The following is a 23,986-nucleotide window of genomic DNA, read 5'->3' as shown; positions in this document are numbered from 1 at the left end:
TGGCTATTCCCCCAACATTTTTGACAATGCGATATTCAGCTTCAATACATTGAGCCGTTCGTCACCGAAAACGCCTAAATCGCGGCCTTCCGTATTTGCTTTCACCAATTGCTCGAGCTCTGCAGTCGATATGCCGGACAGCTTGCTAATTCTTGCGATTTGCACTGCAGCCGATTGTGGTGTGATATGCGGATCAAGACCGGAGCCAGAGTTTGTAATTAAAGCGATTGGCAGCTGCGACACTGGCACATCAGGGTTTTGCACTCTCCAAGCCTCAATGGAAGCCTTCGTTCTTTCTATTAATGCCGGATTGGATGGTCCAAAGTTGTTGGAGCCAGAACCAGCTGCATTATATTCAATGCTCGACACACGGCCCTGAAACCATTTTGGATCAGTAAAGCTTTGACCAATTAACTCTGAACCGATAACCTCACCCGAGCTATCCTTGATCAAGCTTCCATTTGCTTGCTTTGGGAACAGCAGCTGGGCAGCTCCCGTGCTTACAAGCGGGTAAATAATGCCGCAGATGATCATAAACAATAAGCTTATTCGTAAAGGTATGAATAAAGAAGATAGCTGGAATACTGAAGCTTTTTTTGTATGTTCGTTCATATAGGTATGCCTTCCTTCATCATTAGTCATATTAAATCCATAAATGCACGGCAAGGTCGATTAGCTTAATACCTGCGAAAGGAACGATGACTCCGCCTAGTCCATAAATGAACACGTTGCGGCTTAGTAATTTGGCACCACTCATCGGTTTGTACGCTACACCTTTAATAGCAAGCGGGATGAGCAGCGGAATAATAATTGCATTAAAGATAAGCGCCGACAAAATCGCAGACATCGGGGAGCCTAAATTCATAATATTAAGCACGCCCATCTCTGGAATCGCAAGCATGAACATAGCTGGAATGATGGCAAAATATTTAGCAATATCGTTAGCAATACTAAACGTGGTCAACGCGCCTCTTGTCATAAGCAGCTGCTTGCCGATTGCGATTACCTCAATAATTTTGGACGGATCAGAGTCAAGGTCCACCATATTTGCTGCTTCCTTAGCGGCAATCGTCCCGCTGTTCATCGCAAGCCCAACATCCGCTTGTGCAAGTGCAGGAGCATCGTTCGTGCCATCGCCTGTCATAGCAACCATTTTGCCTTCGGCCTGTTCACGGCGTATTACCGCTATTTTATCCTCCGGCTTACTCTCCGCGATAAAATCATCGACACCTGCCTCATGTGCAATCGTTGCTGCCGTGAGTGGATTATCCCCAGTACACATAATCGTTTTGATTCCCATCTCGCGCAGCTGCTCGAATCTTTCCTTCATACCTGGCTTCACAGTGTCCTTCAAATAGATCACACCAAAGATTACGTTATCGACAGCTACCGCTAGCGGTGTTCCCCCTAATGTAGAAATCGTATTTGATATTTTTTCTAAATCGGACGGGATCATTCCTCCCTGCGCGACTACCCACTTGCGCACCGCATCGACTGAACCCTTACGAACACGGCTGCCATTCGCAAGATCAATACCGCTCATTCTCGTCTCAGCCTTAAATTCAATGAACTCGCCGCCTTCGGCAATTGCTGCATCATAGCTTAATCCTTGCTTCTTCATCCATTCAAGCACAGATCTTCCTTCAGGCGTCTCATCCTTGAGCGAGCTAATTGCCGCCCATCCCGATAACGTTTGAATGTTGCTGCCCCCAACTGGAACAAGCTCATTGGCCATTCGATTGCCGAACGTAATCGTACCCGTTTTATCCAAAATCATCGTGTTAATGTCGCCCGCTGCCTCAACAGCCTTACCTGACATGGCCAGTACGTTAAACTGCGTAACTCTGTCCATTCCAGCAATACCGATTGCCGATAACAGACCGCCGATGGTCGTCGGTATCAGACATACAAGCAATGCGATTAATACCGGAATTTCTAATTTGATATCCAAATAGTTAGCGATAGGAGCCAGAGTCACAACAACGATCAAAAATATAATGGTTAAACTCGTCAATAGTGTGTTCAGCGCGATTTCATTAGGTGTTTTTTGACGCTTGGCACCTTCAACGAGTGCAATCATCCGATCAATGAATGACTCTCCGGGATCGCTTGTCATGCGCACCTTAATTTGATCGCTCACAACCCTTGTGCCGCCTGTTACAGAGCTGAAATCTCCCCCTGCTTCTTTAATGACCGGTGCTGATTCGCCCGTAATGGCTGATTCATCTACTGAAGCAAGTCCTTCAATAACCTCGCCATCGCCTGGAATCATTTCGCCTTGTGAGACGACGAAGATATCTCCTTTACGAAGCTCTGTTGATGATACGACTACAATGTTGCTGCCGACCAGCTTATTCGCACTCATCTCTTGCTTTGATTTTTTGAGTGAGTTCGCTTGCGCCTTGCCCCGGCCCTCAGCTATCGCTTCAGCAAAGTTTGCGAATAACAGCGTAAAGAGCAAGATGAAAAATACGGTAATATTAAAACCTATGCGCTCTTGTGAATGAAAGTATTGTGGAAATATAGTCATTAGCAGTACGATAACCGTACCAACCTCAACAACAAACATGACAGGGTTTTTCATCATCACTACTGGATTTAATTTAACAAAGCTATCGATTACGGCACGTTTAACCGCATCTGCCGACAGCAGCTTATTCGTCTTATTTCTATTCATTATCATTCACCTCATCCGTTAGCGGAGTGTCAAATATTCTGCAACCGGCCCAAGCACGATGACCGGCAAAAAGGTTAAAGCACCAATCAATAGAACAGTTCCGATTAGTAATCCTGTGAAAAGTCCATTATCCGTACGGAACGTACCGATCGTTTCCGGGACAGGCTGCTTACGTACAAGAGAACCTGCAACCGCCAGCATAGCAATCATGGATATATAGCGACCGATCAGCATGACAAGTCCAGTGCTTATATTCCAGAAAGGTGTATTGTCGCCTAATCCCTCAAAACCGGAACCATTATTCGCCGCCGAGGACGTGTATTCATACAGCACTTGGCTTATTCCATGAAAGCCAGCGTTTGTTATCGCTGCCGTACCCAAATCCGACATTAATGCGATGGCGGTGGGCACCAATATAATGAAGGGATGAACCAATATCGCTATTGCAATGAGTTTCATTTCACGCGGCTCTACTTTTCGTCCAAGAAACTCTGGCGTTCGTCCAACCATCAATCCGCATATAAACACAGCTAGAATGGCGTACATAAGCATATTGATAAGCCCTACACCCTTGCCTCCAAAGACGACATTCAGCATCATTTCAGCAAGCGGAACCAATCCGCCTAGCGGTGTTAGGGTGTCATGCATATTGTTGACAGTACCCGTCGTTGCTGCAGCCGTCACCGTTGTAAACAGAGCCGATTGTGCAATACCGAATCTTACTTCCTTCCCCTCCATGCTTCCTTGCGAAGCATCGATGCCTAATGCGTTCATTGCTGGATTACCTGTTTTCTCGGACGCGTAAGCAAGGCTAAGAAAGACGAGAAACAGAATCATCATCGCTGAGAATACTACCCAGCCTTGCTTTTTGTTTTTGGCGAACAGACCAAATACATACGGCAGCGACGCCGGAAGCGCCCACATGGACAAGATTTGAATGACATTCGTTAATGGATTCGGATTTTCAAATGGGTGAGCAGAGTTGACTCCAAAAAATCCGCCGCCATTTGTCCCCAAATGTTTAATCGATTCGAGCGAAGCGACAGGACCAATGGCTATTTGCTGCACGGCTCCCTCAAGCGTCTTAACTGTGAATGTCGGATCAAGCGTTTGGGGTACTTGAAGCGCGACAAGCACAAGCGTAATAATGAAGGATAGTGGAAGGAATATCCTCGTGTGTGCTTTGACAAAATCTTCGAAGAAATTTCCGATCGTAGTCCCTTTACTCGTCATCCCGCGAACAAATGCGATCGCAACCGAGAAGCCAGTCGCCGCAGATGTGAACATCATCATCATAATGACAGCCATTTGCGAGAAATAAGATAAGGCGCTTTCCCCGCTGTAATGCTGCAGGTTCGTATTCGTCATAAAGCTGATGATCGTGTTGAAGGTGAGCGTCGGCTCCATGCCCGCCATACCGTTCGGATTAAATGGAAGCGCGTTTTGCAAGCGCAGAATGAGATAACTGAAGGCGACTAAAATAAGATTGGTTGCGACAAAGCTGAGCGCATATATTTTCCAACTCATACCTTCTCGTTTCTTAAGTCCGATTAGACTGAAGATGACCCGCTCCGGTCCGCCAAATACTTTGTCTAACCGATTGTGTTCATTCGAGAATACATGATAGACATAAGTACCAAGCGGCTTTACTAGCAGCACAAGAACTGCAATGACGATAAGCAATTGTAAAATATCCATCTTGTAAATCCCCCTTTATTAAAACTTCTCCGGATGAATTAAGGCATAAATTAAATAAACGAAAACAAATATGGCCGCTATCGCTATGATAGTCATTCGCCCTCGCCCCCTGTTTGCTCAATAACGTTGCTGCACCAAGTTAAAAACCCGTAAAATAATCCGAAGCATGCTAGCAGCGCACCGATCATATAAAAATCCTGCATGTAAATCCCTCCTGCATTATTTGTTGCTTAATAGAAAACCGACTTCACCGGTATGAGAGAAAACGATATGGTCCGCTCCGAGTCCTTTATAAATAGCTCGCGGATTCCACTGCTGAGTGATGACGTAAATCGACTTTGAAGTCCACGCTCTGCAGCACTGTACAAAGCGGCAGCTAAGCGCCAAGCTGCTTTCGAATATGAATACCTCACGGATGTTCAGAAAAGGAGTATTCCAGCTTTGGCGATCATTCGTATTTACATACATGACATTGTTGATACCTCGCTTGCGGAGCTGTTTATCCTCCTGCTTGCTATTTGTCAGCACTATAAAATTTAGTTGATGGAACTGTAAAGTTCGTATAAATGAGTGGCTAGCCTCGCTCAGCCCTGCAACGATAATATGATCTTCTTGCAACCTGCTTCTCCTCCATATGGTAAAAAAGGCAACAAAAAAGAAGCCTTGGGATAAGAGGAACTTTTCCCGCGGCTTCTTTGCCCGCAGCTGAATAAGCCGCAGGAAGCACGATGGCTGTTGCCTCTCTCGAGTGCGCTTACGAGGTTAGCTGTCGGATTCGGGCCTTGAGAGTTGCCCTACGCTTGTTAAATAACAAGCGATTCACCCCATGAAGCGAAGCGTGTTTGCACACGAATCGTTCGTTGGTTCCCCCGTTCCTGCTGCTGCAGGACTCAGCGTGATGAAACATTTATAGCAGCCGCCCCTTTTTCGGGCAGCACAAAACCGCAGAGGCCTATGACACTCTGCGGTCGAAGTTAATCGATCACAAGCTTCATCATTCCTCTCTCGTTCCACGCTTACGAGGTTAGCTGTCGGATTCGGGCGGTGAGAGTCGCCCTACTTTACCGGTATCCATGGCACCTGTCAAAGATTCACCCCTGCTTTGCGTTTGTCCGACTCTCACATCGAACATGCGCATCGCGTCATTATTGGTTCCCCCGCTTCCGCTTTCACGGAAACTCAGCGATCAGTAAATCGAAACTTATTTATAAATCCTGTATCGAATATTACTCCTCGCTATAAGTACTGTAAAGGCAGTCCACTGGCTAATTTAGACAATTTCAGACTTGCAGAGCGATTCGCAACGCTTACATTCATTTCGATCTCTTGATTTCTCACTATCTCTCTGTTTTACTCTTATTTTCAAAAATAGCGTTATCCCTCATCCCAACGTTTTCATGCGTGAATAATCAGATTTCTCCAAAACCTAGAATCAAAGAGCATGAACGAGAATTTCAAAGAATTAACCCTTTTTTACTGACATAACGAATAGATTCCATTTAATATGACCAATGGTTGCCTTTTCACGATATACCACAGTTTTACAATTATGCGTTTCAGGCTTACTATAGACGGCAAGCCAATATGGCTGACTATTACCTTTGAATGATGCAAATTGAGGAGAGATCTCATTGATGTCCACGCCACTTGAAGTGCCCTTACTCAGCTTGGATAACCATTCCGCAGCTCTTATTGAAATTAAACGAATTCAAATGTTTGTGATTCCTTATTCCATGCCTGAATGGAATGGCTATCGTGTTTGTCTGCGACTTTCGACAGCGCAGGGTCATGGGTGGAGCGAGTTATTTATTAACAAATCTGATAAGCCAGGTGACTGGATTAGATGGAGCAGTATGCTGCTTAGATACATCGGCACCTTTCACCTCACGGCTTCATTTGTGTTTACAGCTGATCCCATGCTGAAGGATGAGCGTATTTATCATTTGTTTGCAGCAGCGGCTTTGCATATGGAAAGTAATCATTATTCTTATCCCAACAGCCAATATGACCTTGAAGAGGATACTTTATTTAAACAAGCTATCTCGTACATCTCACTATTTTGAAGCCATAAGATTTACAGATAAGTAGTTAATGGGTATAATTAAGGGTACACTATTCACGCTGAATTTTTCGAATGAAAAAGCGGGGGAACCATCGCGATCGATAGTCATCGATTCGCAAGGGGTGAATCCAGGGATTTGTAACCCTGGTAGGGCATTCTCTCTAGCCCGAATCCGACAGCTAACCTCGTAAGCGAATAAAGGAGAGATCTATTAATGTTGACAAATTATGCACGCTATCTGCATCTTTTTACAGAGCAGACCCACTATTTATCCGTGACACGAATCGAGCTATTCGTCATACCTGCTCTTGCCGTCGATTCCACAGGCCATCGCGTATGTCTTCGTCTAACAAGCAATCAAGGCTTCGGCTGGAGTGAGCTATTTGCCAGCGATCAGGAAGAAGTAATTGACTTGGAAAGATGGAGCGATCTGCTTCAAGCCTTTATCGGCAGCATTCCTCTCCCGCCTCTTCAACAATATCAATATGACAAATCGGATCAGGATGGGCGCGCCCTCGACTTATTCGTCACCGCCATTAACCATGTCCTAGCACAATCCGCAGATTCATCCCCGTACAGCAGCGACCATGAAGAATCTGTTTTGCGTCAACGTTCTGTCTCTTACATCTCTTTGGATTAAATGTGTACCTAATACAAAAAGACAGTCCAGAACAAATACCCTCGTTCTGGACTGTCTTACTGTTATCTTACACCGTTGCTAATGCCGCTCTTTGTTCTCTTACTTGGTACGTTGCCAGCATCATGTTGCGAAGTGAAGCAACCGTTTCTTCCATTCCACGTGTCTTCAAGCCGCAATCCGGGTTTATCCAGAATAGAGTAGGATCAAGCACCTTAATGGCACGCTCGATCATGCTAACCATTTCTTCCACAGATGGCACACGCGGGCTATGAATGTCGTAAACGCCTAGGCCGATACCTTGATCGTATGTGTTCTCCTCGAAGCTGTGAATCAACTCTCCATGACTGCGGGATGTTTCAATTGAAATAACGTCAGCATCCAGCGCAAGAATAGAGTCGATAATATCGTGGAATTCACAATAACACATATGCGTATGAATTTGTGTCGTGTCACGCACATCTGAAGTCGACAGACGGAATGCGTGAACTCCCCATTTCAAATAAGCATCCCAATCACTGCGCTTAAGCGGCAAGCCTTCGCGCAAAGCCGGCTCATCTACCTGAATCATTTCGATACCCGCTGTCTCAAGAGCTTTTACTTCCTCTGACAGTGCAAGTGCGATTTGGTAAGCAACTTGCTCCCGTGTAATATCGTTGCGGGGGAACGACCAGTTCAGAATCGTAATCGGACCAGTCAGCATGCCCTTTACCGGACGATTCGTCAGCGACTGTGCATACACGCTTTCTGTTACTGTCATTGGCTCGGTAAATACGACGTCACCATAAATGACTGGCGGCTTCACGCAGCGGGAGCCGTATGATTGTACCCAGCCATTGCGCGTAAATGCGAAACCATCTAATTTTTCACCAAAAAATTCAACCATGTCCGTACGCTCAAACTCGCCGTGAACGAGTACGTCTATGTTAAGCTCCTCTTGAATTTCAATCCAGTTTTTAATTTTTTCGTTGATGAAGGAAGCATAGTCCTGTGAGCTCAGCTCGTTCTTTCTCCAATTCTGTCTTGCTTGACGTACATCAAGAGTTTGCGGGAAGCTGCCGATTGTCGTTGTCGGAAGAAATGGCAAATTCCACTTTTGCTGCTGCAGCTTCTGCCTTTCAGCAAATGGCTTTTGTCTCGTTGACGGATGAGCAGCAACTGCTGCTGCATCTGCCGCTTGACGATTGCGGGCAGGAGAAACAGATAGATTATAAATTTGCTCGCCGTTTAGCTTGAGCTCCTGTGCGCGTAATTGTGCTGTTTCAGAATCAGCTGCATCCGCTGCTTCGCTCAGCCATACGATCTCATCCAGCTTCTCTTCTGCGAATGCCAGCGCATCACGCAGCTCAGCTGGCAGATTTGTTTCATTTTTTGCCGTTACAGGTACGTGCAGCAGACTGCTCGATGACTGAACGATAATACGATCCGCGGGAATAACTGCAGTAATTTTTTGCAACAGCGCAAGCTTTTGTTTGTAGTCCGAGCGCCAAATGTTGCGGCCGTCTACAAGTCCGATACCGGCAAGCTTATCCTGCGGGAAACCGAATTGCTCAAGTGATTTCAGGTTGTTTTCTAACCCGTGTACGAAATCCAACCCGATCGCCTGTACTGGAAGCGCGACTACAGCTTCATAATGCTCTACCGCTTCGAAATACGTTTGAAGCAAAATGTTAAGTGTTGGCGCAGCTTCATTCAGCTTGGCATAAATCGATTGTATCAATTTAATCTCATCCTCCGTTACGGAAGTAACAAGGATTGGCTCGTCGATTTGCACCCACTGTACGCCTTCTTGCTCAAGCTCCTTAAGAATCTGTGCATACAACGGTACAAACTGCTCAACCAGCTGCGGAAGATGCTTAGCGTCATAGCCCTTCGAGAGCTTGAGGAATGTGTATGGCCCAATAATAACCGGTTTCCCTTCAATACCTAGTTTTTCTTTTGCTTCACGGTATGCAAGCAGCGGACGGTTCTCTGTTAAGACCGGAGCAGCGCCAGCAAGCTCAGGAACGATATAGTGATAGTTTGTATTGAACCATTTTGTCATTTCACAAGCCTGTGCTTCCTGTGTGCCTCTAGCCATTGCATAGTAGGTCTTTACTGGAACAGGTCCGCCTTTATAGTCAAAGCGGTCTGGAACGAGGCCAAACATCGCCGAAGTATCCAGCATTTGATCATATAACGTAAAATCATTAACAGGAATAATCGATATCCCTTTATCCTTTTGCAGCTTCAGATTATTCAGCCGAATACCTTCGAGCGTTTTTAGAAATACTGCTTCTTCCAAATCACCTTTCCAAAAAGCTTCGAGTGCTTTTTTCCATTCCCGATTTTCCCCGATACGCGGATATCCCAATACACTGTTTTGTAGTTTACTCATGTCTATAATTCCTCCTAATAAATGTAATAAAAATGAAATGAATGCGCAAAAAGGGCGTCATTACCTTAAAGTAGCAAAGGTAAAGACGCCCGTCGTTTAATTAAACAGCGGTCCTGTCTTTAACACCTCCCTATCTCCCGTAGGTAAAAGCAGTGTCGTTCAAATAGGCAGGTCTCCTGGCTCCAGTATCATCATCGTAAGCTTACCTTCCCAATCGGTTAAGATCAGTGGCATTCACGCTTAGACTCCTCTGTTACAGTGGCGGGACCGCGCCGGTGTTACACCGGACTTCCCTTTTAAGCTCAAGCTTTGGGGCAAGAGCACCTATTTCCACTTATTTCAGTTATTGATCGCTTTTTTCTAGCAATACGAATAACTATACACTCTAACTAATAAATATACAATACTGTGCATAAAAATGTTTCTTATGCAAACGAACAGAAAATCTTATATAACTCCACAACCGCTTTTAGCATGTAATAATACTACTAATCTACTAGTCTCGACACAATTCAGACTAAACGGATGTAGAAACTGTATTATACAATTACGGACAAATAAAATCTACCTCATATAAAAAAAGAGCTCTCCCATCGCAACTTATACTACGAAGGAAAAGCTCTTTCGATGTTGGTGCTGAGCTTACCTAACCAACCAGCCGCCGTCTACAGCCATAATGTGGCCATTCATATAATCGGAGGCTGAAGATGCCAAGAATACTGCCGGACCAATGAGATCCTCCGACGTTCCCCAGCGTCCTGCCGGGATGCGCTGCAATATTTGAGCACTGCGTACTGGATCCTCGCGAAGCGCTTCTGTATTATCTGTACTCATATAGCCTGGAGCAATCGCGTTCACTTGCAAACCTTTGCCAGCCCACTCGCTAGCTAACGCTTTAGTAAGCCCTGCAACCGCATGTTTGCTGGATGTATAGCCAGGAACGTTAATTCCACCTTGGAAAGTAAGCATGGATGCAATATTAATAATTTTGCCGGAGCCCTGCTCGATCATATGTTTTCCAGCAAGCTGGGACAGAAGAAATACCGAATTTAAGTTAACGTCAAGTACAGCCTGCCAGTCCTCATAGCTGTGCTCAGCTGCTGGTGTACGACGAATAATACCAGCGTTGTTAACCAATATATCGATGCGTCCCAGTTCATCTACTGTGCGCTCAATGATACCTGCAAGCTTCGTTCGGTCAGAAATATCCGCCTGAATCGTAATGGCTTTACGTCCGAGCGCTCTTACCGCTGCTGCTGTTTTGTCAGCAGGTGTTTGGTTCGTAACAAGCGCCACATCGGCACCCGCCTCAGCTAGTCCAAGCGCAATCGCTTCTCCAAGTCCGCGTCCTGCGCCTGTAACGACAGCCGTTTTTCCTGTCAAATCAAACAAACCCATTGGTTCAAGTCCTCCCTCTTGGACGCTTTCCGCTATCAGTAAGCGCCGCTTTCATCATCTTAATATTTAGTGACTCATACTTTGCCGCTATGTCTGAATCAATGCCATCGTCTGTAATGATATAATCAACTTCATTCAACTCGGCGAACGTAATTAGTGCTCCCTTATCGAATTTGTTATGATCAGCTAAACAGTACACGATCTTGGCATTATCCATATAAAGCTTTTTCAACTTCGCCAATTCCTCTGTAAATATAGTAAGTCCATATTCCAGATGAATGCCGGTTGTGGAAAGAAACAGCTTATGGACATTCAAACGTTTAATCCAATCCTGCGATTCCGCGCCAATCAATAAATTATTATGTCGATAGCCTCCGGGAATAACGAGCCTGACTTGATCCTTAGCGGTTAGTTCACGGATGATAAGCAAATCATTTGTGAGCACTGTAACAGGCATATTAGGCAGACGCTTTGCCATCTCCAGCGTTGTGCTTCCCGCATCAAGCGCAATAATATCATTAGGCTCGATACAGGAGAGCGCTAAAGCAGCAATTGCCGACTTCTCCCTTTGATGCTTGCTATTCGGGAATTGCAGCGGGTAGAGACTATCCTCGCCTTCCTGCTCAAGCACAGCCCCGCCATGGGTCCGTTTGAGCAATCCCTTCTCTTCAAGCTTCTCAAGGTCCTCGCGAACCGTTTTCTCTGTTACCTGGAACAGCTCGCTTAGCTCTGATACCTTAACAGCTCCAAGCTGCTCCAATTTATCTATAATCTTACGATGCCGTTCGGCAGCCAGCATAGTGCACCTCCTGTAGCGAATATTTCTATTTTAGCTCGCTTGCAGGTACTGCGTCCATGTCTGTAAATGTATAGTTCTCGCCAGCCATCGACCAGCAGAATGTATAATTGCTAGTTCCAACACCGGAGTGGATCGACCATGGCGGCGAGATGATTGCTTGCTCGTTAGCAACAACAAGATGTCTCGTCTGTGACGGCTCGCCCATCATATGGAATACACGAGCATCGTCATTCATATCGAAGTACAAGTATGCTTCCATGCGGCGATCATGCACGTGCGAAGGCATCGTATTCCAAACGCTTCCTGTTTTCAAGCTAGTTACACCAAGCATCAACTGGCAGCTTTGAATGCCATCTGCATGAATATATTTGTAAAGTACGCGCTCATTTGAAGTTTCTTGTGAGCCAAGATGGGACGGATTCGCTTCCTCCACCGTCATTTTGCGTGTAGCGATTTCTTTATGCGCAAGTGCGGAACAGAAATACAGCTTAGCAGGGTTCGCTTTATCAACGCTTGACAACAAAACTTCACGTTTACCTTTACCAACATAAAGCACTTCAAGCTTGCTTAGCTCATATACCTCGCCATCCACGGAAATGGACGCAGGTCCGCCAATGTTCAAGAAACCGACTTCACGGCGCTCCAAGAAATATTCTGTTTTCAGTGTTGCTGCATCCTCAAGCAGAATAGCTTCGTTTACAGGCACTGCTCCGCCAACGATCATGCGGTCATAATGCGTATATGTCATTTTGATTTGATCCTGCTCAAACAGACTCTCAATCAAAAACTCACTGCGTAGACGTTCCGTATCATATTGCTTTACATCGGTAGGGTTTGTAGTATGGCGTACTTCCATTGGTTAAAAGCCTCCTAAGTTTTTTTAGCGTAAAACATGCCTCGCGGGCTTACGCTTATGTTTGTTAATGTTCGTTTTTATAATATCACACATTTACGAACATAAACAGTACATTTTAAACATTATCTTTTCATACATTTATCGTTTGAGAGATGATCAGTATAAAAAAAAGACCTCAATACGCATCATCTGCGAAGAGGTCGTTCATGATTTCAGTGTCATCTATTGGAGCTTCCAGCGGCGATACACATAAATGGACAACATCAAAAACAGTCCGTATACCCCAATCGTGACTAATAAATTTCTCGGGTCGGTCATGAGAGAATCACCTATTATGGCGAACAATAGCATCGCCGGGATTTTGCCGATTGATGAGGCTAAAGCATAAACGGTAAAGGACACTCGGCTTAATGCCGAATACATATTGACCGCTATGGAAGGAATGAACGGTATAAGGCGAGCGAACATAATCGTTAGGAACGCATTCCGTTCAAACATCGCTGTCAACTTGCCGATGCTTTGATAACGGTAGAGAATCTTCATCCCCCATTCCTGATAGCCATATCTGATAAACAGAAACATAACGATCGAAGCTGTCGCTGAGCCTGTCCATGTAACTGCCGCGCCTAACACAGGACCAAGTGCAGCACCGATGAGTCCTCCGATAACGGGATATGGGATGACTGGAAATAGCGCTACCAGTGTCGCCATTAAGGCGACCAGCGGGATATTGTCAGCTTGCTGGAACCAAGTCAGTATTTCATCACCGTAATGATAAATGAGAAAAGCAATAATGCCATATATAGCGGCTAAGCCTATTTTTTTGAGCATGAGTGTACTCCTGAATAGTAGTTGAAACTAGCTTATCATTGTTGAAGGGGAATACGCCCCAAGCATTGTGTCGATTTAGCGATAACCAATGTTCAGTCCTGCATGCACCATATTCGGATTGTACTTGAGCGGCGACCTTTTTGACCTAGCATGGTGATAGGCAAGTACATTCTCCGTCTCGATTACCTTCTGTACAGAAGTTCGACCGCTCAATACTTCATCACAATAAAAATCTTCAGACACTCGCATATTGATAAACTGCCAGTACTCCGCTATCTCCGCCTACATTGCACTTTGTGCAATAGAATTCTCATTCAGAAGCAGCTCCCGCAGCTACGTTGCAGTTTATGCAGTAGAAATCACCATTTTCAGCTTGGTAGTCGGATTTCAGGCTAATTCTATTGCATTTCTGCAACGTAGCCATGCTCTCCGAGTATCATGTCAGGTTTCTAGTGTACTTTCTGCAACGTAGCGGAGAGGAGCATCATCTCCTATCGATACTTTTGAGACGGCCTCATGATTTTATAAGCTTAATTATCGTGTGAAAGATCACGAGTTTATACCCTTTCCTTCACCCATACTGCCATCTCGCCTTTGCCGCGATTGACCCATGCATAATAAGGAATGAAAGTAACATTCTCCTGTTTAAGAATCGTATCTGCATTCGAGCGGTACAACTGCGTGCCCCAGTATGACGCCTATCGATTATTTGTCCAAGTATCGGCTTGAGCAAGCCAAGCTGCTGCTGCTCAAAACAGAGTGGCCAATCGCAGAAATTGCCCAATACGTTGGATTCGAAAACGTCCCTTACTTCTCTAATTACTTTACGCAGCAAATAGGATTGCCTCCAACCAAATTTCGTAAGCAATATATGACGTAAGAGAGATAATAACGATTAGATGTCGGATGATTTTTTAAGAGGATAATGTCCGTTTCAACCAATCATATGCAAGTCGGCCGCTTATTTCATGTGATCCCGGGAATATATCGATTTCCACCTTATCCCAAGCGGCTTCAGCTTCGTAGATCGATTGAATCTCAGTTGAAGCTTTACGAAATCCAGCCACAGGAAAAATAGGATCGCGCTCACCCGATTCGAGAAATAGCGGACGCGGAGCAATTAACCCAATCAGCTCCGGCAACTCCGCATGAACGAGTAAGTTAGGTATGAAGTTATCAATACAATGCTGCACAGCAAAGAGGCTGTCCTTAATTGTATTTGTAAAACCCGTCAAAACTATCGCTTTGATTCGAGCCTCAAGTACAGCAGCAACAAAACCGATCAATGCGCCGCCTGAGAAACCCATTAGTCCAATTCGGCTCGAATCGACTTCAGGTCGTGATGCCAAATAGTGAAAAGCTTTCAACGCTTCGGTTACTCGAAGGCCCGTGAGTGTCTTTCCTAGCATCATAAGCTGTGTCGCCAAACTGTAACAGGAGCTTGGAGCAGACGGGTCAAGAGCAAGATCCGAATGAAGCCTTCGCTCGCCGAAGCCGATCATGTCAGGCGCGATTACGACCATCCCTCGCTTAACCAGCTGCACGGCAAAATGCTGATGAATACCTGGCTCGGCTTCATCTTGTGAGCCGTCTTGCTGCAAGCCTACGATTTCCCGGCTGCCGTAACCATGACCATGAAGCGCGAGCACACTAGGCAGCGGCCCCTTCCTATCGTCAGGAATAAGTACATATGCTGCAAAGGTGAGTCCCGGTGTTGCCGACAGTTCTACTCTCTCTCGAACGTATCCATCACATTGGACACGTTCCAGCAGCTTAGCAGCATATTCAGAATTAGGCTCGAAATGTCCGATCAGCTCCCGCAGCGCAGCTTTTAACTTCGGTCTGCGCTCGTTGCGAAGCTCGCGCATAGAGCGACTTTGATGCCGACTAACCGCATCCTCATAAAGGTTTTCTAAATAAGAATCTCCATTCCACATCATCATCTCTCCCGCCTCATCTACGTATTATTTTTAGAATATTGAACCCGTTATCATTACGCGGAAAGTCCTCAGTTTGTTTATTGTATTTTTATTCTCTTTGTTGTATATTTATACAATGCAATGAATAACCGGGGAGGTACATGTTCATGATTCAAACAGAAAACGCTATGACAGCCGAACTGTTGGGAAAAGCAGAGAAATCGGTTTTATACACAGCAGCACGTCCAAATATCGTAATGGAACGCGGCGAAGGGATGCACCTGTGGGACACAGAAGGAAAAAAATATTTAGATTTTGTCGGCGGCTGGGCGGTTGCAAGCTTAGGACATTCTCCTGCTGCCTTGCAGCAAGCGTTGGCGCGTCAAGCATCACAGTTAGTCCATGCCAGCCCGGGCTACTACAATCGACCTATGATCGAATTCGCCGAGCTGCTGACCAGTGTCAGCGGGATGGATAAAGTTTTTTTTGCAAGCAGCGGGGCAGAAGCTAATGAGAGCGCGATAAAGCTGGCAAGAAAGCACGGTACAGTCCATATGAATGGCGCTTACGAAATTATTACGCTAACGAACAGCTTTCATGGCCGCTCGCTCGCGACGATGTCTGCCACAGGAAAGGAGAAATGGAAAGAGCTGTTCTCACCCAAGGTGGAAGGCTTCAAGCATGTGCCGATCAATGACCTAGATGCTTGTTTCGCAGCGGTAACCAACCAAACCTGTGCCATCATGCTTGAGCTTGTGCAGGGCGAAGGCGGTGTTCATTCCGTCGATGAGTCGTATTTATTTGGGCTTCGCAAAATATGCGATATGTACGGAATGCTTCTCATCTTTGATGAAATTCAGACTGGGATGGGCAGAACGGGCAAGCTCTTCGCTTTTGAACATTACGGAATTCAACCTGATGTTATGACTTTGGGCAAAGGAATCGGCGGCGGTTTCCCATTGTCAGCTATGCTGACGAGAAGCAAATACGATTTGTTTGAGCCTGGGGATCAAGGCGGAACCTACACCGGGGCCCCGCTTGCTATGGCTGCTGGTTATGCCGTTCTGCAAGAGCTGCTTGAGCAGAACTTAGCTGGCAATGCAAAGAAGCAAGGGGAGTATTTATTGAATAGTTTATGCGAGTTGTCCCGTGATATCCCTATTTCGGACATTAGAGGTAAAGGACTTATGCTCGCTTTCGACGTTCCGAACAACAAAGCTTCAGAGCTCGCAGCGATTTGTTTGCAGGAGGGCTTGCTTATTAATTCACCAAACGCTTCAACAATACGGCTCGTTCCCCCGTTAATCGTAACGCAGAAGGACAGCGATGATATGCTTAGCATTTTGCGCCGCGCTTTCGGTCAGCTGAAAGAATGAAGAATGATGGATAAGCCGCTCCGCATACTCTAGTTACGGTTGTAATGCGCCTAATCAGCAGGAGGGCTCCCACTTTGCGTACACGAGCTTCTAATAAAAAAGAATTTAAGGTCTACATCATACCCGCCTGGAAATGGAAGGAGTTCATCGCCTTCGAGCTCATCGGAGGCGCGGCTTTTTATTTACTTTGCAGAAAAACAGCCCATTCCGAGCTCTTCGGAATTGCCGCCAACATAGCCGGGCCGCAAATGCTCAAATTTCTGATGGCCTCTTATCGTCTCGATACAAAAAACGTTCCACAATCTCCGCCTAGCTAGCGGAAATGCAGAACGTTCTTAAGCGCTAGAAGCCGAAATAAGCTTTTGCGTTGCGATAAGAAATATTTTGAACCATATCACCTAGTAGTTCCATATCCAGCGGCGCTTCGCCATTCTCAACCCAAACACCCAGTAAATTGCAGAGCAAACGTCTGAAATATTCATGTCTGGTGTAGGAGAGGAAGCTTCTGGAATCCGTAAGCATTCCAACAAAGCGGCTCAGCAGCCCTAGATTGGCAAGCGCATTCATCTGATCCAGCATGCCGTTTTTTGTATCATTGAACCACCACGCTGAGCCCAGTTGAATTTTCCCCGGAACCCCACCGCCTTGAAAGCTCCCAATTAACGATCCAAGCACATCATTATCCTTCGCATTAAGTGAGTAGACAATCGTTTTCGGAAGCGCATCATCCATATCCAGCGCATCAAGCAGCCTCGCAAGCGGATAAGCAACTGCACTATCGTTAATTGAATCGAACCCGGTATCCGGCCCAAGCTTGCCAAACATGCGTGAGCTGTTATTTCTTGCTGCATTGATATGGAATTGCATCGCCCAGCCGCGCTCAGCATACAATCGTCCCAAGTAGAGCAGCGTACACGTTTTGTATTGCTTCTCTTCCTCTAAAGTAATAATCTCCCCCTTCAAGGCTTTGGCAAAAATAGCTGCAGCATCTTCCTTTGTTGTCTCTGCATAAGCAACATAATCAAGCGCATGATCAGATACTTTGCAGCCGACCTCGTCGAAAAACTTCACTCTCGCCGCAAGCGCTTCAAGCAGATCATCATAGCTGTCAATCGTTGTTGAAACTGCAGCACCAAGCTTACTTACCCATTCCAGAAACGTAGCGCGGTTTATTTCTAGTGCTTTGTCTGGCCTGAATGAAGGCAGCACCTGTACATTAAAATCTTCTAAATCCTTGATCGCAATATGATATTCCAGCGAATCAACAGGATCATCTGTCGTACAGATGACCTCAACGTTAGACATCTTAACCAAATCACGCGCCTTAAACTGACCTGTCGCCAGCTTCGCATTAACCTGCTCCCATATTGCCGGTGCATTTTTTTCATTAATAAGCTCATTAACGCCAAAATAACGACGGAGCTCCAGATGCGACCATTGATAAAGCGGATTGCCGATCGTTTGCGGAACCGTTCTTGCCCACGCCTCGAAGCGTTCGTAATCAGTCACGCCTTCACCGCCGGTTACGAAACGCTCCTCTACCCCATTCGCACGCAAAGCACGCCACTTGTAATGATCGCCGTATAACCAAGCCTCTGTAATGTTCTCAAAGCTCATATTCTCAAATATTTGCTGCGGGCTAAGATGGCAGTGATAATCAATAATCGGCATGTCCTTCGCAAAATCATGATACAACCTGATTGCTGTTTCATTCGATAATAAGAAATTATCATCCATAAAGGTCTTCATTATTATTTTCCTCCCGCACACTATTTGTAAAACTTAACCAGATCATCAATCTGTATCGCTTGGCCCGTTTGAATGGAACGGTTGGCGGCTATGCCGGTTAGAATGGATCTAGCTCCGTCAATATGATTAGCCGCTCGGTTAAACGGGTCCTCTACAGGCGATCCAAACAAATCATTTAACAATACCGGATCACCGCCGCCGTGGCCGCCCGCGCCTTCCTCTACCTCCACCTCATAAGGAGCAGCAAACATTGGGAACACCGTAATTGTCTTTTCCTTCAGTGCACCCTCATCGGATTTGTTGCCTCCTGAATTGACATACGATTGCTCCACAATATTCATCTCAAGGCGTCCCTTTGTTCCATTAAAAGCGATACGGTAGCCTTCCCATGGCAAGTAAGCGTTCAATGAATACGTTAAAATCGCATTGTTCTTATAACGGACTAGCACACCCATCGTATCTTCAATATTAATGCCGTCACCGAATACGCTTTGATCGCGGCGATAACCATCCTCATGCTCCGCATCCAAATACATCGCTTTCAAATGTTCATTTTTGTCCAAGTGCAGCGCGAATGGATCATTCTCAGCGACCTTGTTTCCTGTTGCACGCTCATAAAATTGTGTTTCACCGCGCTGCTCCGCATTTTCGCGTCCGTAGAACAACAGGTCTCCGAAGGCAAACACAGACTCTGGCTGTGAGCCTATCCAGAAGTTGACGAGATCGAAATGATGTGTCGATTTATGCACCAGCAAGCCGCCGCTGTTCTGCTTATTACGATGCCATCTGCGGAAATAATCTGCGCCATGCTGCGTATTCAGCAGCCACTCAAAGTGAACCGAGGTTATTTTGCCGATTTTTCCGCTTGCGATCAGCTCTCTAGCCTTCGTATGATGCGGCGCATAACGATAGTTGAATGTCACACGAATATTACGGCCTGTCCGCTCAACCGCATCCAAAATTTCCTGACATTTCTTCTCGTCAATCGTCATCGGTTTCTCAGTTATGACATCACAACCAAGCTCCAGCGCACGAATGATGTACGTATGATGTGTACGATCCATGCTCGTAACGATTACGGAATCAGGCTTCTCAATCTCAATCATCTGATCAAATTCATTTGATTTGTACGTCTTTACAGCCTCATGGTTATATTTATCAATTAAAATGCGATTCGCATAGTCCATCCGGGTTTGGTTAATATCACAAAAAGCGAGCAGCACCGAGGTCTCTCTGAAATCGGTTGCAATAGCACCATAAAAAAATTCTGCTCTGCCGCCGCTGCCTACCAGTACATAACGTTTTTTGGACATCATTATTATTCCTCCCTAGTTTTGCTTATCTTCATTTTACTGCATGATAGTGATATAATTCTTTGCATATCCTGCTCTAATTCCATTAAACACCGCTTATTTTGCGATGGATACTTAAAGGGGTGCTTCGTTTATGACCAACGATCTTGAAATGAGCAGCTTTGGCTTCACACCCGAGCTATATGTAGAATATACGAAGCGTTCAGCCCCTTTCACGATGGAAGAAAATCACTATCATGACTACTATGAAATCTACTATATGCTGTCCGGACAGCGGATTTATTTTATACGTGATCGTTCCTACTCTGTTGAGCAAGGCGATCTCGTCTTCATTAATAAGCATGAGCTGCACAAAACGATGCAAGCCGGCGACGTCTCCCACGAACGGCTCATTATTCATTTTGATGATGCGATGTTAGCGCAATTAGCTCGAGATCACACTGCTCTCTTATTAACGCCGTTCGACCAGCAATCCCATATCATCCGCCTGCCCATGCAAGAGCAGCTCGCATTGGGACAACTAATGAGAAGAATGCTGATGGAAATTAGACAGCAGCCCGCCGGCTTTGAGCTATTCCCACCCTATGCATTAACCGAACTGCTGCTTACCGCAGCTAGGTATATCCAGCAGCATGAGCCGCTGCCTCTACACCATGCTACACCTATGCATGCAAAAATTTCAGAGGTTATCCGCTATATTAATGCTCATTTCGAGGAGCATCTTCGGCTTGATGAGCTGGCCAAACTTTTTTTCATCAGCCCCTATTATTTGAGCCGCATGTTCAAGGAACTAACAGGATTCACCTTCTCTGACTACATCATTCTTACACGTATGAAGGAAGCACAGCGTCTGCTTCGCGAGACCGATATTAGCATTACGGATATTGCTGCTGCCGTCGGTTTTGATAATTTCTCACACTTTGGGAAAACCTTCAAAAGAGTCGCTCATGTATCACCGCGACAATATCGCAAGCAATACCTATGAGTGATTTACACACAAACAAAGTGTCGCAATTTCGTATATTTATGGTCATTAAATTACACTAAAAATAAGCGAAGAACTATGTTAAATTATATCTGTTGTCATATATTTATATATGCAATACAAACTCGCTAATAGATGCCCAGGGAGAGATGAACCTATGATTAGGATCGGTAAAATCAGTTATTGGCATGTGCACGCATGGGATTATACAAAACAAGCACAAGAGCATCCGGGTACAGAAATCGTAGCAGTATGGGATGAAATTGCGGAACGTGGACAAGCTGCTGCTGAGAAGCTTGGCGTTTCTTTTTATACAAACCTAGAGGAAATGTTGAATCGCGACGATATTGACGCAGTTATCGTCGATGCTCCAACTTTCAGGCATCAAGAGGTTATCGTTGCAGCGGCTAAAGCTGGCAAACATATTTTCACAGAAAAAGTTATAGCACCAACCTTGAAAGAATTAAACATAATACTAGATGAAGTAGCTAAAAATAATGTAAAATTAACAGTATCGCTGCCTCGTTTGAATGATGGCTACACTCTAGCGATTCGTGATATTTTGTCACAAGGCGTACTTGGAAAAATCACACTCGTTCGTGCTCGCCTATCTCATAATGGAGCTATAGCGAACTGGCTGCCTGAACACTTCTACAACCTAGAGCAATGTGCCGGCGGAGCATTAATCGATTTGGGATGTCATCCGATGTATTTGACAAGACTCTTCTTGAATGAAATGCCTAAAGAGGTTACTGCTCACTTTGGTTATGTCACTGGCAAAGAGGTAGAAGATAATGCTGTCGCAGTGTTGAATACAACTTCTGGCGCTGTCGGAATTGTAGAAGCCGGCTTCGTTAACAATCATTCACCGTTTACACTAGAGGTGCATGGTACGGAAGGAACACTGATGTATGGTACGCCTGATAGCAAGCTGTTGCTTCGCACATCCGTACCAGGCGCTAAATCATCGGAAGAATGGACAGAGCAAGTTATTCCTCCAGCTAGAGAGAGCGCATTCCACCAGTGGGTACAGCATATTGAAAACGACACTACAGCTGACGAGAATGTAAGCCTTGCCATTGATTTGACAAAGCTGATGGAAGCTTCCAATCGCTCCGCTCAGGAACACCGTGCTATTCGAATTGATGAGCTAAGCGAGTAATAGAACCAACATAAACTGGAATACTCTGAGGAGTGAACGGCATGCCTAACTTTCCTTATGAAGTCATGCATGAACGCCAGGATGCGCTTGAGCGTCTTGAACTGTGCATCAGATGGGGACCCTACGACATTCATGTGCAGCGTTTCCATCTGACGCAATTCCCTCCCGGTAGAATCATTGGATTTCATAAGCACGCGGAATATGAATTTCATTTCATACCGCAGGGCAAAGGAAAGGTCATTATTGTCGACCAGGAATACACGCTTAAGCCCGGCATGTTTTATTTAACAGGGCCTGAGATTATGCATTATCAAGAAGCTGATGCACTGGAAGCGATGGATGAGCTTTGCCTTCATGTCGACATCATTGATCGAACCGAACAGAATAACGGCGACGATATTCATTCATACGATGATTGGGAAGCTGCTGAAGCGAGGAACTGTATCGAGAAACTCAAAGCACTTCCGCTGTATCCGACTATGGATCTGCATCAAGCGATGCCTCGTTTTCTTGAAGCCTATCAAGCCTGCAACGATAATTTTGTAGGCAGTTATACGACAATCAAGCAAACCGTTATCCAAATTTTGATGCGAGCGGTACGTGCATACGATTCCGCAAGTGAACAGAAGCAGTTTCCAACACGTGATATGAAAGCCTATCGTTACCGCCTTGCATTAGAATATATTTACGCAAACTATGACGGCTTCATCACACTTGAGGACGTTGCTGACAAGCTCAATCTGAGCTCCAGACAAATTCAGCGTCTATTCAAGGAGCTGCATCACGGACATACATTCAGTCGTATTTTGGAAGACATTCGTTTGAATGTCGTATGTCGCCAGCTGCAGGAAAGCTCGCATTCCGTGGAGAAAATAGCCAAGCTGGCAGGCTTTGCCGGCGGAAACTATCTGCACGCAGTGTTTCGTAAGAAATTCGGCGTCACCCCTTCTGAATATCGGAAGAGTATTCGCGAGACTGTGTCACAATAACAATTTTAAGAAACTACTAGGAGGTTTTCTATCATGTCTAAAGTATATAAACTTGCCATTATTGGTTGTGGCGGAATTGCAAATGGTAAACATCTACCGAGCTTAAAAAAACTAAAAAACGTTGAAATCGTAGCATTTTGTGATATCATTGAGCAAAATGCAATTGATGCAGCTGCCAAATATGGTACTGAGGGCGCGGAAGTATTCACTGACTATACCGAGCTGTTGAAAGACGAATCGATTGAAATCGTTCACGTTTGTACACCAAACGACTCACACGCAGACATTGCGATTGCAGCGCTAGAAGCTGGCAAGCATGTAATGACAGAGAAGCCAATGGCCAAAACTGCTCATGATGCACAGCGCATGGTTGATGCAGCTCGCCGTACTGGCAAGAAGCTTACAGTTGGCTACAACAACCGCTTCCGCCCAGACAGCCAGCATTTGAAGAAGCTTTGTGAAGCTGGTGAGCTTGGTGACATCTATTACGCGAGAGCGCATGCCGTTCGTCGCCGCGCAGTTCCAACATGGGGTGTTTTCCTTGACGAAGAAAAACAAGGCGGCGGACCGCTTATCGATATCGGTACTCACGCACTTGATTTGACACTTTGGATGCTTGACAACTACAAGCCAAAAGTCGTGCTTGGTACGTCATACCACAAGCTTTCGCAACGTGAAAACGCAGCAAACGCATGGGGACCTTGGGATCCTGCGAAGTTCACAGTAGAAGATTCCGCATTCGGTATGATCGTCATGGAGAACGGCGCTACGATCGTGCTTGAATCCAGCTGGGCACTTAATACGCTTGAAGTTGACGAAGCAAAATGTACGTTGTCTGGTACTGAGGGCGGCGCAGATATGAAGGATGGTCTTCGTGTTAATGGCGAGAAACATAGCCGTCTATATGCAACGAAGATTGATCTGAACGCAGGCGGAGTTGCTTTCTACGATGGTAAAACAGAAAGCGATGCTGATCTTGAAATGAGAATGTGGTTGAAAGCAATTGACGAGGACACTGAGCCAGTTGTTACACCAGAGCAAGCTTTCGTCGTTTCTCAAATCCTTGAAGCTATTTATGAATCTTCCAAAACCGGCAAAGCCGTATATCTATAAGCAACAAAAAGGAACTGCTTCGCTAGGTCTGCTAAGACCTTACGG

General features: G+C 45.5%; 23 protein-coding genes, 1 pseudogene and 4 riboswitches. Of the genes and pseudogenes, 9 read left to right on the top strand and 15 right to left on the bottom strand.

Annotation, left to right across the window (positions count from 1 at the left end; all coding sequences use genetic code 11):
- Positions 1–3: 3 nt before the first annotated feature.
- The 5 genes from kdpC to AC0YN6_RS09425 form a co-directional block, all read right to left on the bottom strand.
- Positions 4–612 (bottom strand): potassium-transporting ATPase subunit KdpC, encoded by a 609-nt coding sequence (gene kdpC / locus AC0YN6_RS09445; RefSeq protein ID WP_475746515.1) that lies wholly within the window; start codon positions 610–612, stop codon positions 4–6.
- 31 nt (positions 613–643) lie between these two features.
- Positions 644–2,677 carry a potassium-transporting ATPase subunit KdpB gene (kdpB, locus tag AC0YN6_RS09440; RefSeq protein ID WP_475746514.1) on the bottom strand — a complete coding sequence of 678 codons (2,034 nt, stop codon included), beginning with the start codon at positions 2,675–2,677 and terminating at the stop codon, positions 644–646.
- An 18-nt stretch (positions 2,678–2,695) separates the two neighbouring features.
- Positions 2,696–4,375, bottom strand: a complete 1,680-nt coding sequence (kdpA, locus tag AC0YN6_RS09435; protein WP_475746513.1) for a potassium-transporting ATPase subunit KdpA — start codon at positions 4,373–4,375, stop codon at positions 2,696–2,698.
- Positions 4,376–4,393: 18 nt separating this feature from the next.
- The gene (locus tag AC0YN6_RS09430; protein ID WP_475746853.1) at positions 4,394–4,471 is read right to left on the bottom strand and encodes a potassium-transporting ATPase subunit F; all 78 of its coding nucleotides are present in this window, start codon (positions 4,469–4,471) and stop codon (positions 4,394–4,396) included.
- Positions 4,472–4,594: 123 nt separating this feature from the next.
- Positions 4,595–4,993, bottom strand: a complete 399-nt coding sequence (locus AC0YN6_RS09425; protein WP_475746512.1) for a hypothetical protein — start codon at positions 4,991–4,993, stop codon at positions 4,595–4,597.
- Positions 4,994–5,111: 118 nt separating this feature from the next.
- Positions 5,112–5,281, bottom strand: a riboswitch (cyclic di-AMP (ydaO/yuaA leader).
- Between the two features lie 91 nt (positions 5,282–5,372).
- A riboswitch (cyclic di-AMP (ydaO/yuaA leader) is annotated at positions 5,373–5,570 on the bottom strand.
- Between the two features lie 439 nt (positions 5,571–6,009).
- On the opposite strand from AC0YN6_RS09425, the gene AC0YN6_RS09420 reads away from it, so the two are divergent.
- On the top strand, positions 6,010–6,438 hold the full coding sequence (locus tag AC0YN6_RS09420; protein ID WP_475746511.1) for a hypothetical protein: 429 nt from the start codon (positions 6,010–6,012) through the stop codon (positions 6,436–6,438).
- Positions 6,439–6,484: 46 nt separating this feature from the next.
- A riboswitch (cyclic di-AMP (ydaO/yuaA leader) is annotated at positions 6,485–6,646 on the top strand.
- Between the two features lie 5 nt (positions 6,647–6,651).
- Positions 6,652–7,077, top strand: a complete 426-nt coding sequence (locus AC0YN6_RS09415; RefSeq protein WP_475746510.1) for a hypothetical protein — start codon at positions 6,652–6,654, stop codon at positions 7,075–7,077.
- A 67-nt stretch (positions 7,078–7,144) separates the two neighbouring features.
- Here the strand turns inward: AC0YN6_RS09415 and metE are convergent, their stop codons facing one another.
- The 7 genes and pseudogenes from metE to AC0YN6_RS09380 all read right to left on the bottom strand — a co-directional run bounded on the left by metE (position 7,145) and on the right by AC0YN6_RS09380 (position 14,012).
- Complete coding sequence (metE, locus tag AC0YN6_RS09410; RefSeq protein WP_475746509.1) at positions 7,145–9,451, bottom strand: 5-methyltetrahydropteroyltriglutamate--homocysteine S-methyltransferase; 2,307 nt, start codon at positions 9,449–9,451, stop codon at positions 7,145–7,147.
- A gap of 149 nt (positions 9,452–9,600) precedes the next feature.
- Positions 9,601–9,794: riboswitch (cobalamin riboswitch) on the bottom strand.
- A gap of 299 nt (positions 9,795–10,093) precedes the next feature.
- Positions 10,094–10,849: a 2-dehydro-3-deoxy-D-gluconate 5-dehydrogenase KduD gene (kduD, locus tag AC0YN6_RS09405; protein WP_475746508.1), complete on the bottom strand. Its 756-nt coding sequence runs from the start codon at positions 10,847–10,849 to the stop codon at positions 10,094–10,096.
- A gap of 4 nt (positions 10,850–10,853) precedes the next feature.
- Positions 10,854–11,648 (bottom strand): DeoR/GlpR family DNA-binding transcription regulator, encoded by a 795-nt coding sequence (locus tag AC0YN6_RS09400; protein ID WP_475746507.1) that lies wholly within the window; start codon positions 11,646–11,648, stop codon positions 10,854–10,856.
- 25 nt (positions 11,649–11,673) lie between these two features.
- Positions 11,674–12,504: a 5-dehydro-4-deoxy-D-glucuronate isomerase gene (gene kduI / locus AC0YN6_RS09395; protein WP_475746506.1), complete on the bottom strand. Its 831-nt coding sequence runs from the start codon at positions 12,502–12,504 to the stop codon at positions 11,674–11,676.
- A 222-nt stretch (positions 12,505–12,726) separates the two neighbouring features.
- Positions 12,727–13,335, bottom strand: coding sequence for a TVP38/TMEM64 family protein (locus AC0YN6_RS09390; protein ID WP_475746505.1), 609 nt, complete (start codon positions 13,333–13,335; stop codon positions 12,727–12,729).
- A gap of 144 nt (positions 13,336–13,479) precedes the next feature.
- Positions 13,480–13,584, bottom strand: a pseudogene (locus AC0YN6_RS09385) (HIT family hydrolase); the annotation flags it as partial.
- 308 nt (positions 13,585–13,892) lie between these two features.
- The gene (locus AC0YN6_RS09380) at positions 13,893–14,012 is read right to left on the bottom strand and encodes a hypothetical protein (RefSeq protein ID WP_475746503.1); all 120 of its coding nucleotides are present in this window, start codon (positions 14,010–14,012) and stop codon (positions 13,893–13,895) included.
- 14 nt (positions 14,013–14,026) lie between these two features.
- On the opposite strand from AC0YN6_RS09380, the gene AC0YN6_RS09375 reads away from it, so the two are divergent.
- Positions 14,027–14,215, top strand: coding sequence for a helix-turn-helix domain-containing protein (locus AC0YN6_RS09375; RefSeq protein ID WP_475746502.1), 189 nt, complete (start codon positions 14,027–14,029; stop codon positions 14,213–14,215).
- Positions 14,216–14,249: 34 nt separating this feature from the next.
- Here AC0YN6_RS09375 and AC0YN6_RS09370 read toward each other — a convergent pair whose 3' ends face one another.
- Positions 14,250–15,278: a dienelactone hydrolase family protein gene (locus AC0YN6_RS09370; protein ID WP_475746501.1), complete on the bottom strand. Its 1,029-nt coding sequence runs from the start codon at positions 15,276–15,278 to the stop codon at positions 14,250–14,252.
- 143 nt (positions 15,279–15,421) lie between these two features.
- Here AC0YN6_RS09370 and AC0YN6_RS09365 point away from each other — a divergent pair, with 143 nt between their 5' ends.
- Positions 15,422–16,630: an aspartate aminotransferase family protein gene (locus AC0YN6_RS09365; protein WP_475746500.1), complete on the top strand. Its 1,209-nt coding sequence runs from the start codon at positions 15,422–15,424 to the stop codon at positions 16,628–16,630.
- A 74-nt stretch (positions 16,631–16,704) separates the two neighbouring features.
- On the top strand, positions 16,705–16,947 hold the full coding sequence (locus tag AC0YN6_RS09360; RefSeq protein ID WP_475746499.1) for a hypothetical protein: 243 nt from the start codon (positions 16,705–16,707) through the stop codon (positions 16,945–16,947).
- A gap of 25 nt (positions 16,948–16,972) precedes the next feature.
- Here AC0YN6_RS09360 and uxaC read toward each other — a convergent pair whose 3' ends face one another.
- On the bottom strand, positions 16,973–18,379 hold the full coding sequence (gene uxaC, locus AC0YN6_RS09355) for a glucuronate isomerase (RefSeq protein ID WP_475746498.1): 1,407 nt from the start codon (positions 18,377–18,379) through the stop codon (positions 16,973–16,975).
- A 20-nt stretch (positions 18,380–18,399) separates the two neighbouring features.
- Positions 18,400–19,695 carry a Gfo/Idh/MocA family protein gene (locus AC0YN6_RS09350; RefSeq protein ID WP_475746497.1) on the bottom strand — a complete coding sequence of 432 codons (1,296 nt, stop codon included), beginning with the start codon at positions 19,693–19,695 and terminating at the stop codon, positions 18,400–18,402.
- Between the two features lie 130 nt (positions 19,696–19,825).
- Here AC0YN6_RS09350 and AC0YN6_RS09345 point away from each other — a divergent pair, with 130 nt between their 5' ends.
- The 4 genes from AC0YN6_RS09345 to AC0YN6_RS09330 all read left to right on the top strand — a co-directional run bounded on the left by AC0YN6_RS09345 (position 19,826) and on the right by AC0YN6_RS09330 (position 23,941).
- Positions 19,826–20,677, top strand: coding sequence for a helix-turn-helix domain-containing protein (locus tag AC0YN6_RS09345; RefSeq protein ID WP_475746496.1), 852 nt, complete (start codon positions 19,826–19,828; stop codon positions 20,675–20,677).
- A 157-nt stretch (positions 20,678–20,834) separates the two neighbouring features.
- Complete coding sequence (locus AC0YN6_RS09340) at positions 20,835–21,839, top strand: Gfo/Idh/MocA family protein (protein ID WP_475746495.1); 1,005 nt, start codon at positions 20,835–20,837, stop codon at positions 21,837–21,839.
- Between the two features lie 41 nt (positions 21,840–21,880).
- Positions 21,881–22,828, top strand: coding sequence for a cupin domain-containing protein (locus tag AC0YN6_RS09335; protein ID WP_475746493.1), 948 nt, complete (start codon positions 21,881–21,883; stop codon positions 22,826–22,828).
- 33 nt (positions 22,829–22,861) lie between these two features.
- Entirely contained in the window at positions 22,862–23,941 is a 1,080-nt protein-coding gene (locus tag AC0YN6_RS09330; protein ID WP_475746492.1) for a Gfo/Idh/MocA family protein, read from the top strand.
- Positions 23,942–23,986: the final 45 nt, after the last annotated feature.

This window comes from Paenibacillus sp. J22P15 (genome assembly GCF_056269345.1).
Note: the sequence above shows the minus strand (reverse complement) of the source record. Positions and strands in the feature narration are given on the sequence as shown.

What these genes read in the sequence shown, in the direction of transcription:
- kdpC (WP_475746515.1), bottom strand. Translation starts at nt 612, where the DNA reads ATGAACGAACATACAAAAAAAGCTTCAGTATTCCAGCTATCTTCTTTA.
- kdpB (WP_475746514.1), bottom strand. Translation starts at nt 2,677, where the DNA reads ATGAATAGAAATAAGACGAATAAGCTGCTGTCGGCAGATGCGGTTAAA.
- kdpA (WP_475746513.1), bottom strand. Translation starts at nt 4,375, where the DNA reads ATGGATATTTTACAATTGCTTATCGTCATTGCAGTTCTTGTGCTGCTA.
- AC0YN6_RS09430 (WP_475746853.1), bottom strand. Translation starts at nt 4,471, where the DNA reads ATGACTATCATAGCGATAGCGGCCATATTTGTTTTCGTTTATTTAATT.
- AC0YN6_RS09420 (WP_475746511.1), top strand. Translation starts at nt 6,010, where the DNA reads ATGTCCACGCCACTTGAAGTGCCCTTACTCAGCTTGGATAACCATTCC.
- AC0YN6_RS09415 (WP_475746510.1), top strand. Translation starts at nt 6,652, where the DNA reads ATGTTGACAAATTATGCACGCTATCTGCATCTTTTTACAGAGCAGACC.
- metE (WP_475746509.1), bottom strand. Translation starts at nt 9,451, where the DNA reads ATGAGTAAACTACAAAACAGTGTATTGGGATATCCGCGTATCGGGGAA.
- kduD (WP_475746508.1), bottom strand. Translation starts at nt 10,849, where the DNA reads ATGGGTTTGTTTGATTTGACAGGAAAAACGGCTGTCGTTACAGGCGCA.
- AC0YN6_RS09400 (WP_475746507.1), bottom strand. Translation starts at nt 11,648, where the DNA reads ATGCTGGCTGCCGAACGGCATCGTAAGATTATAGATAAATTGGAGCAG.
- kduI (WP_475746506.1), bottom strand. Translation starts at nt 12,504, where the DNA reads ATGGAAGTACGCCATACTACAAACCCTACCGATGTAAAGCAATATGAT.
- AC0YN6_RS09390 (WP_475746505.1), bottom strand. Translation starts at nt 13,335, where the DNA reads ATGCTCAAAAAAATAGGCTTAGCCGCTATATATGGCATTATTGCTTTT.
- AC0YN6_RS09375 (WP_475746502.1), top strand. Translation starts at nt 14,027, where the DNA reads ATGACGCCTATCGATTATTTGTCCAAGTATCGGCTTGAGCAAGCCAAG.
- AC0YN6_RS09370 (WP_475746501.1), bottom strand. Translation starts at nt 15,278, where the DNA reads ATGATGATGTGGAATGGAGATTCTTATTTAGAAAACCTTTATGAGGAT.
- AC0YN6_RS09365 (WP_475746500.1), top strand. Translation starts at nt 15,422, where the DNA reads ATGATTCAAACAGAAAACGCTATGACAGCCGAACTGTTGGGAAAAGCA.
- uxaC (WP_475746498.1), bottom strand. Translation starts at nt 18,379, where the DNA reads ATGAAGACCTTTATGGATGATAATTTCTTATTATCGAATGAAACAGCA.
- AC0YN6_RS09350 (WP_475746497.1), bottom strand. Translation starts at nt 19,695, where the DNA reads ATGATGTCCAAAAAACGTTATGTACTGGTAGGCAGCGGCGGCAGAGCA.
- AC0YN6_RS09345 (WP_475746496.1), top strand. Translation starts at nt 19,826, where the DNA reads ATGACCAACGATCTTGAAATGAGCAGCTTTGGCTTCACACCCGAGCTA.
- AC0YN6_RS09340 (WP_475746495.1), top strand. Translation starts at nt 20,835, where the DNA reads ATGATTAGGATCGGTAAAATCAGTTATTGGCATGTGCACGCATGGGAT.
- AC0YN6_RS09335 (WP_475746493.1), top strand. Translation starts at nt 21,881, where the DNA reads ATGCCTAACTTTCCTTATGAAGTCATGCATGAACGCCAGGATGCGCTT.
- AC0YN6_RS09330 (WP_475746492.1), top strand. Translation starts at nt 22,862, where the DNA reads ATGTCTAAAGTATATAAACTTGCCATTATTGGTTGTGGCGGAATTGCA.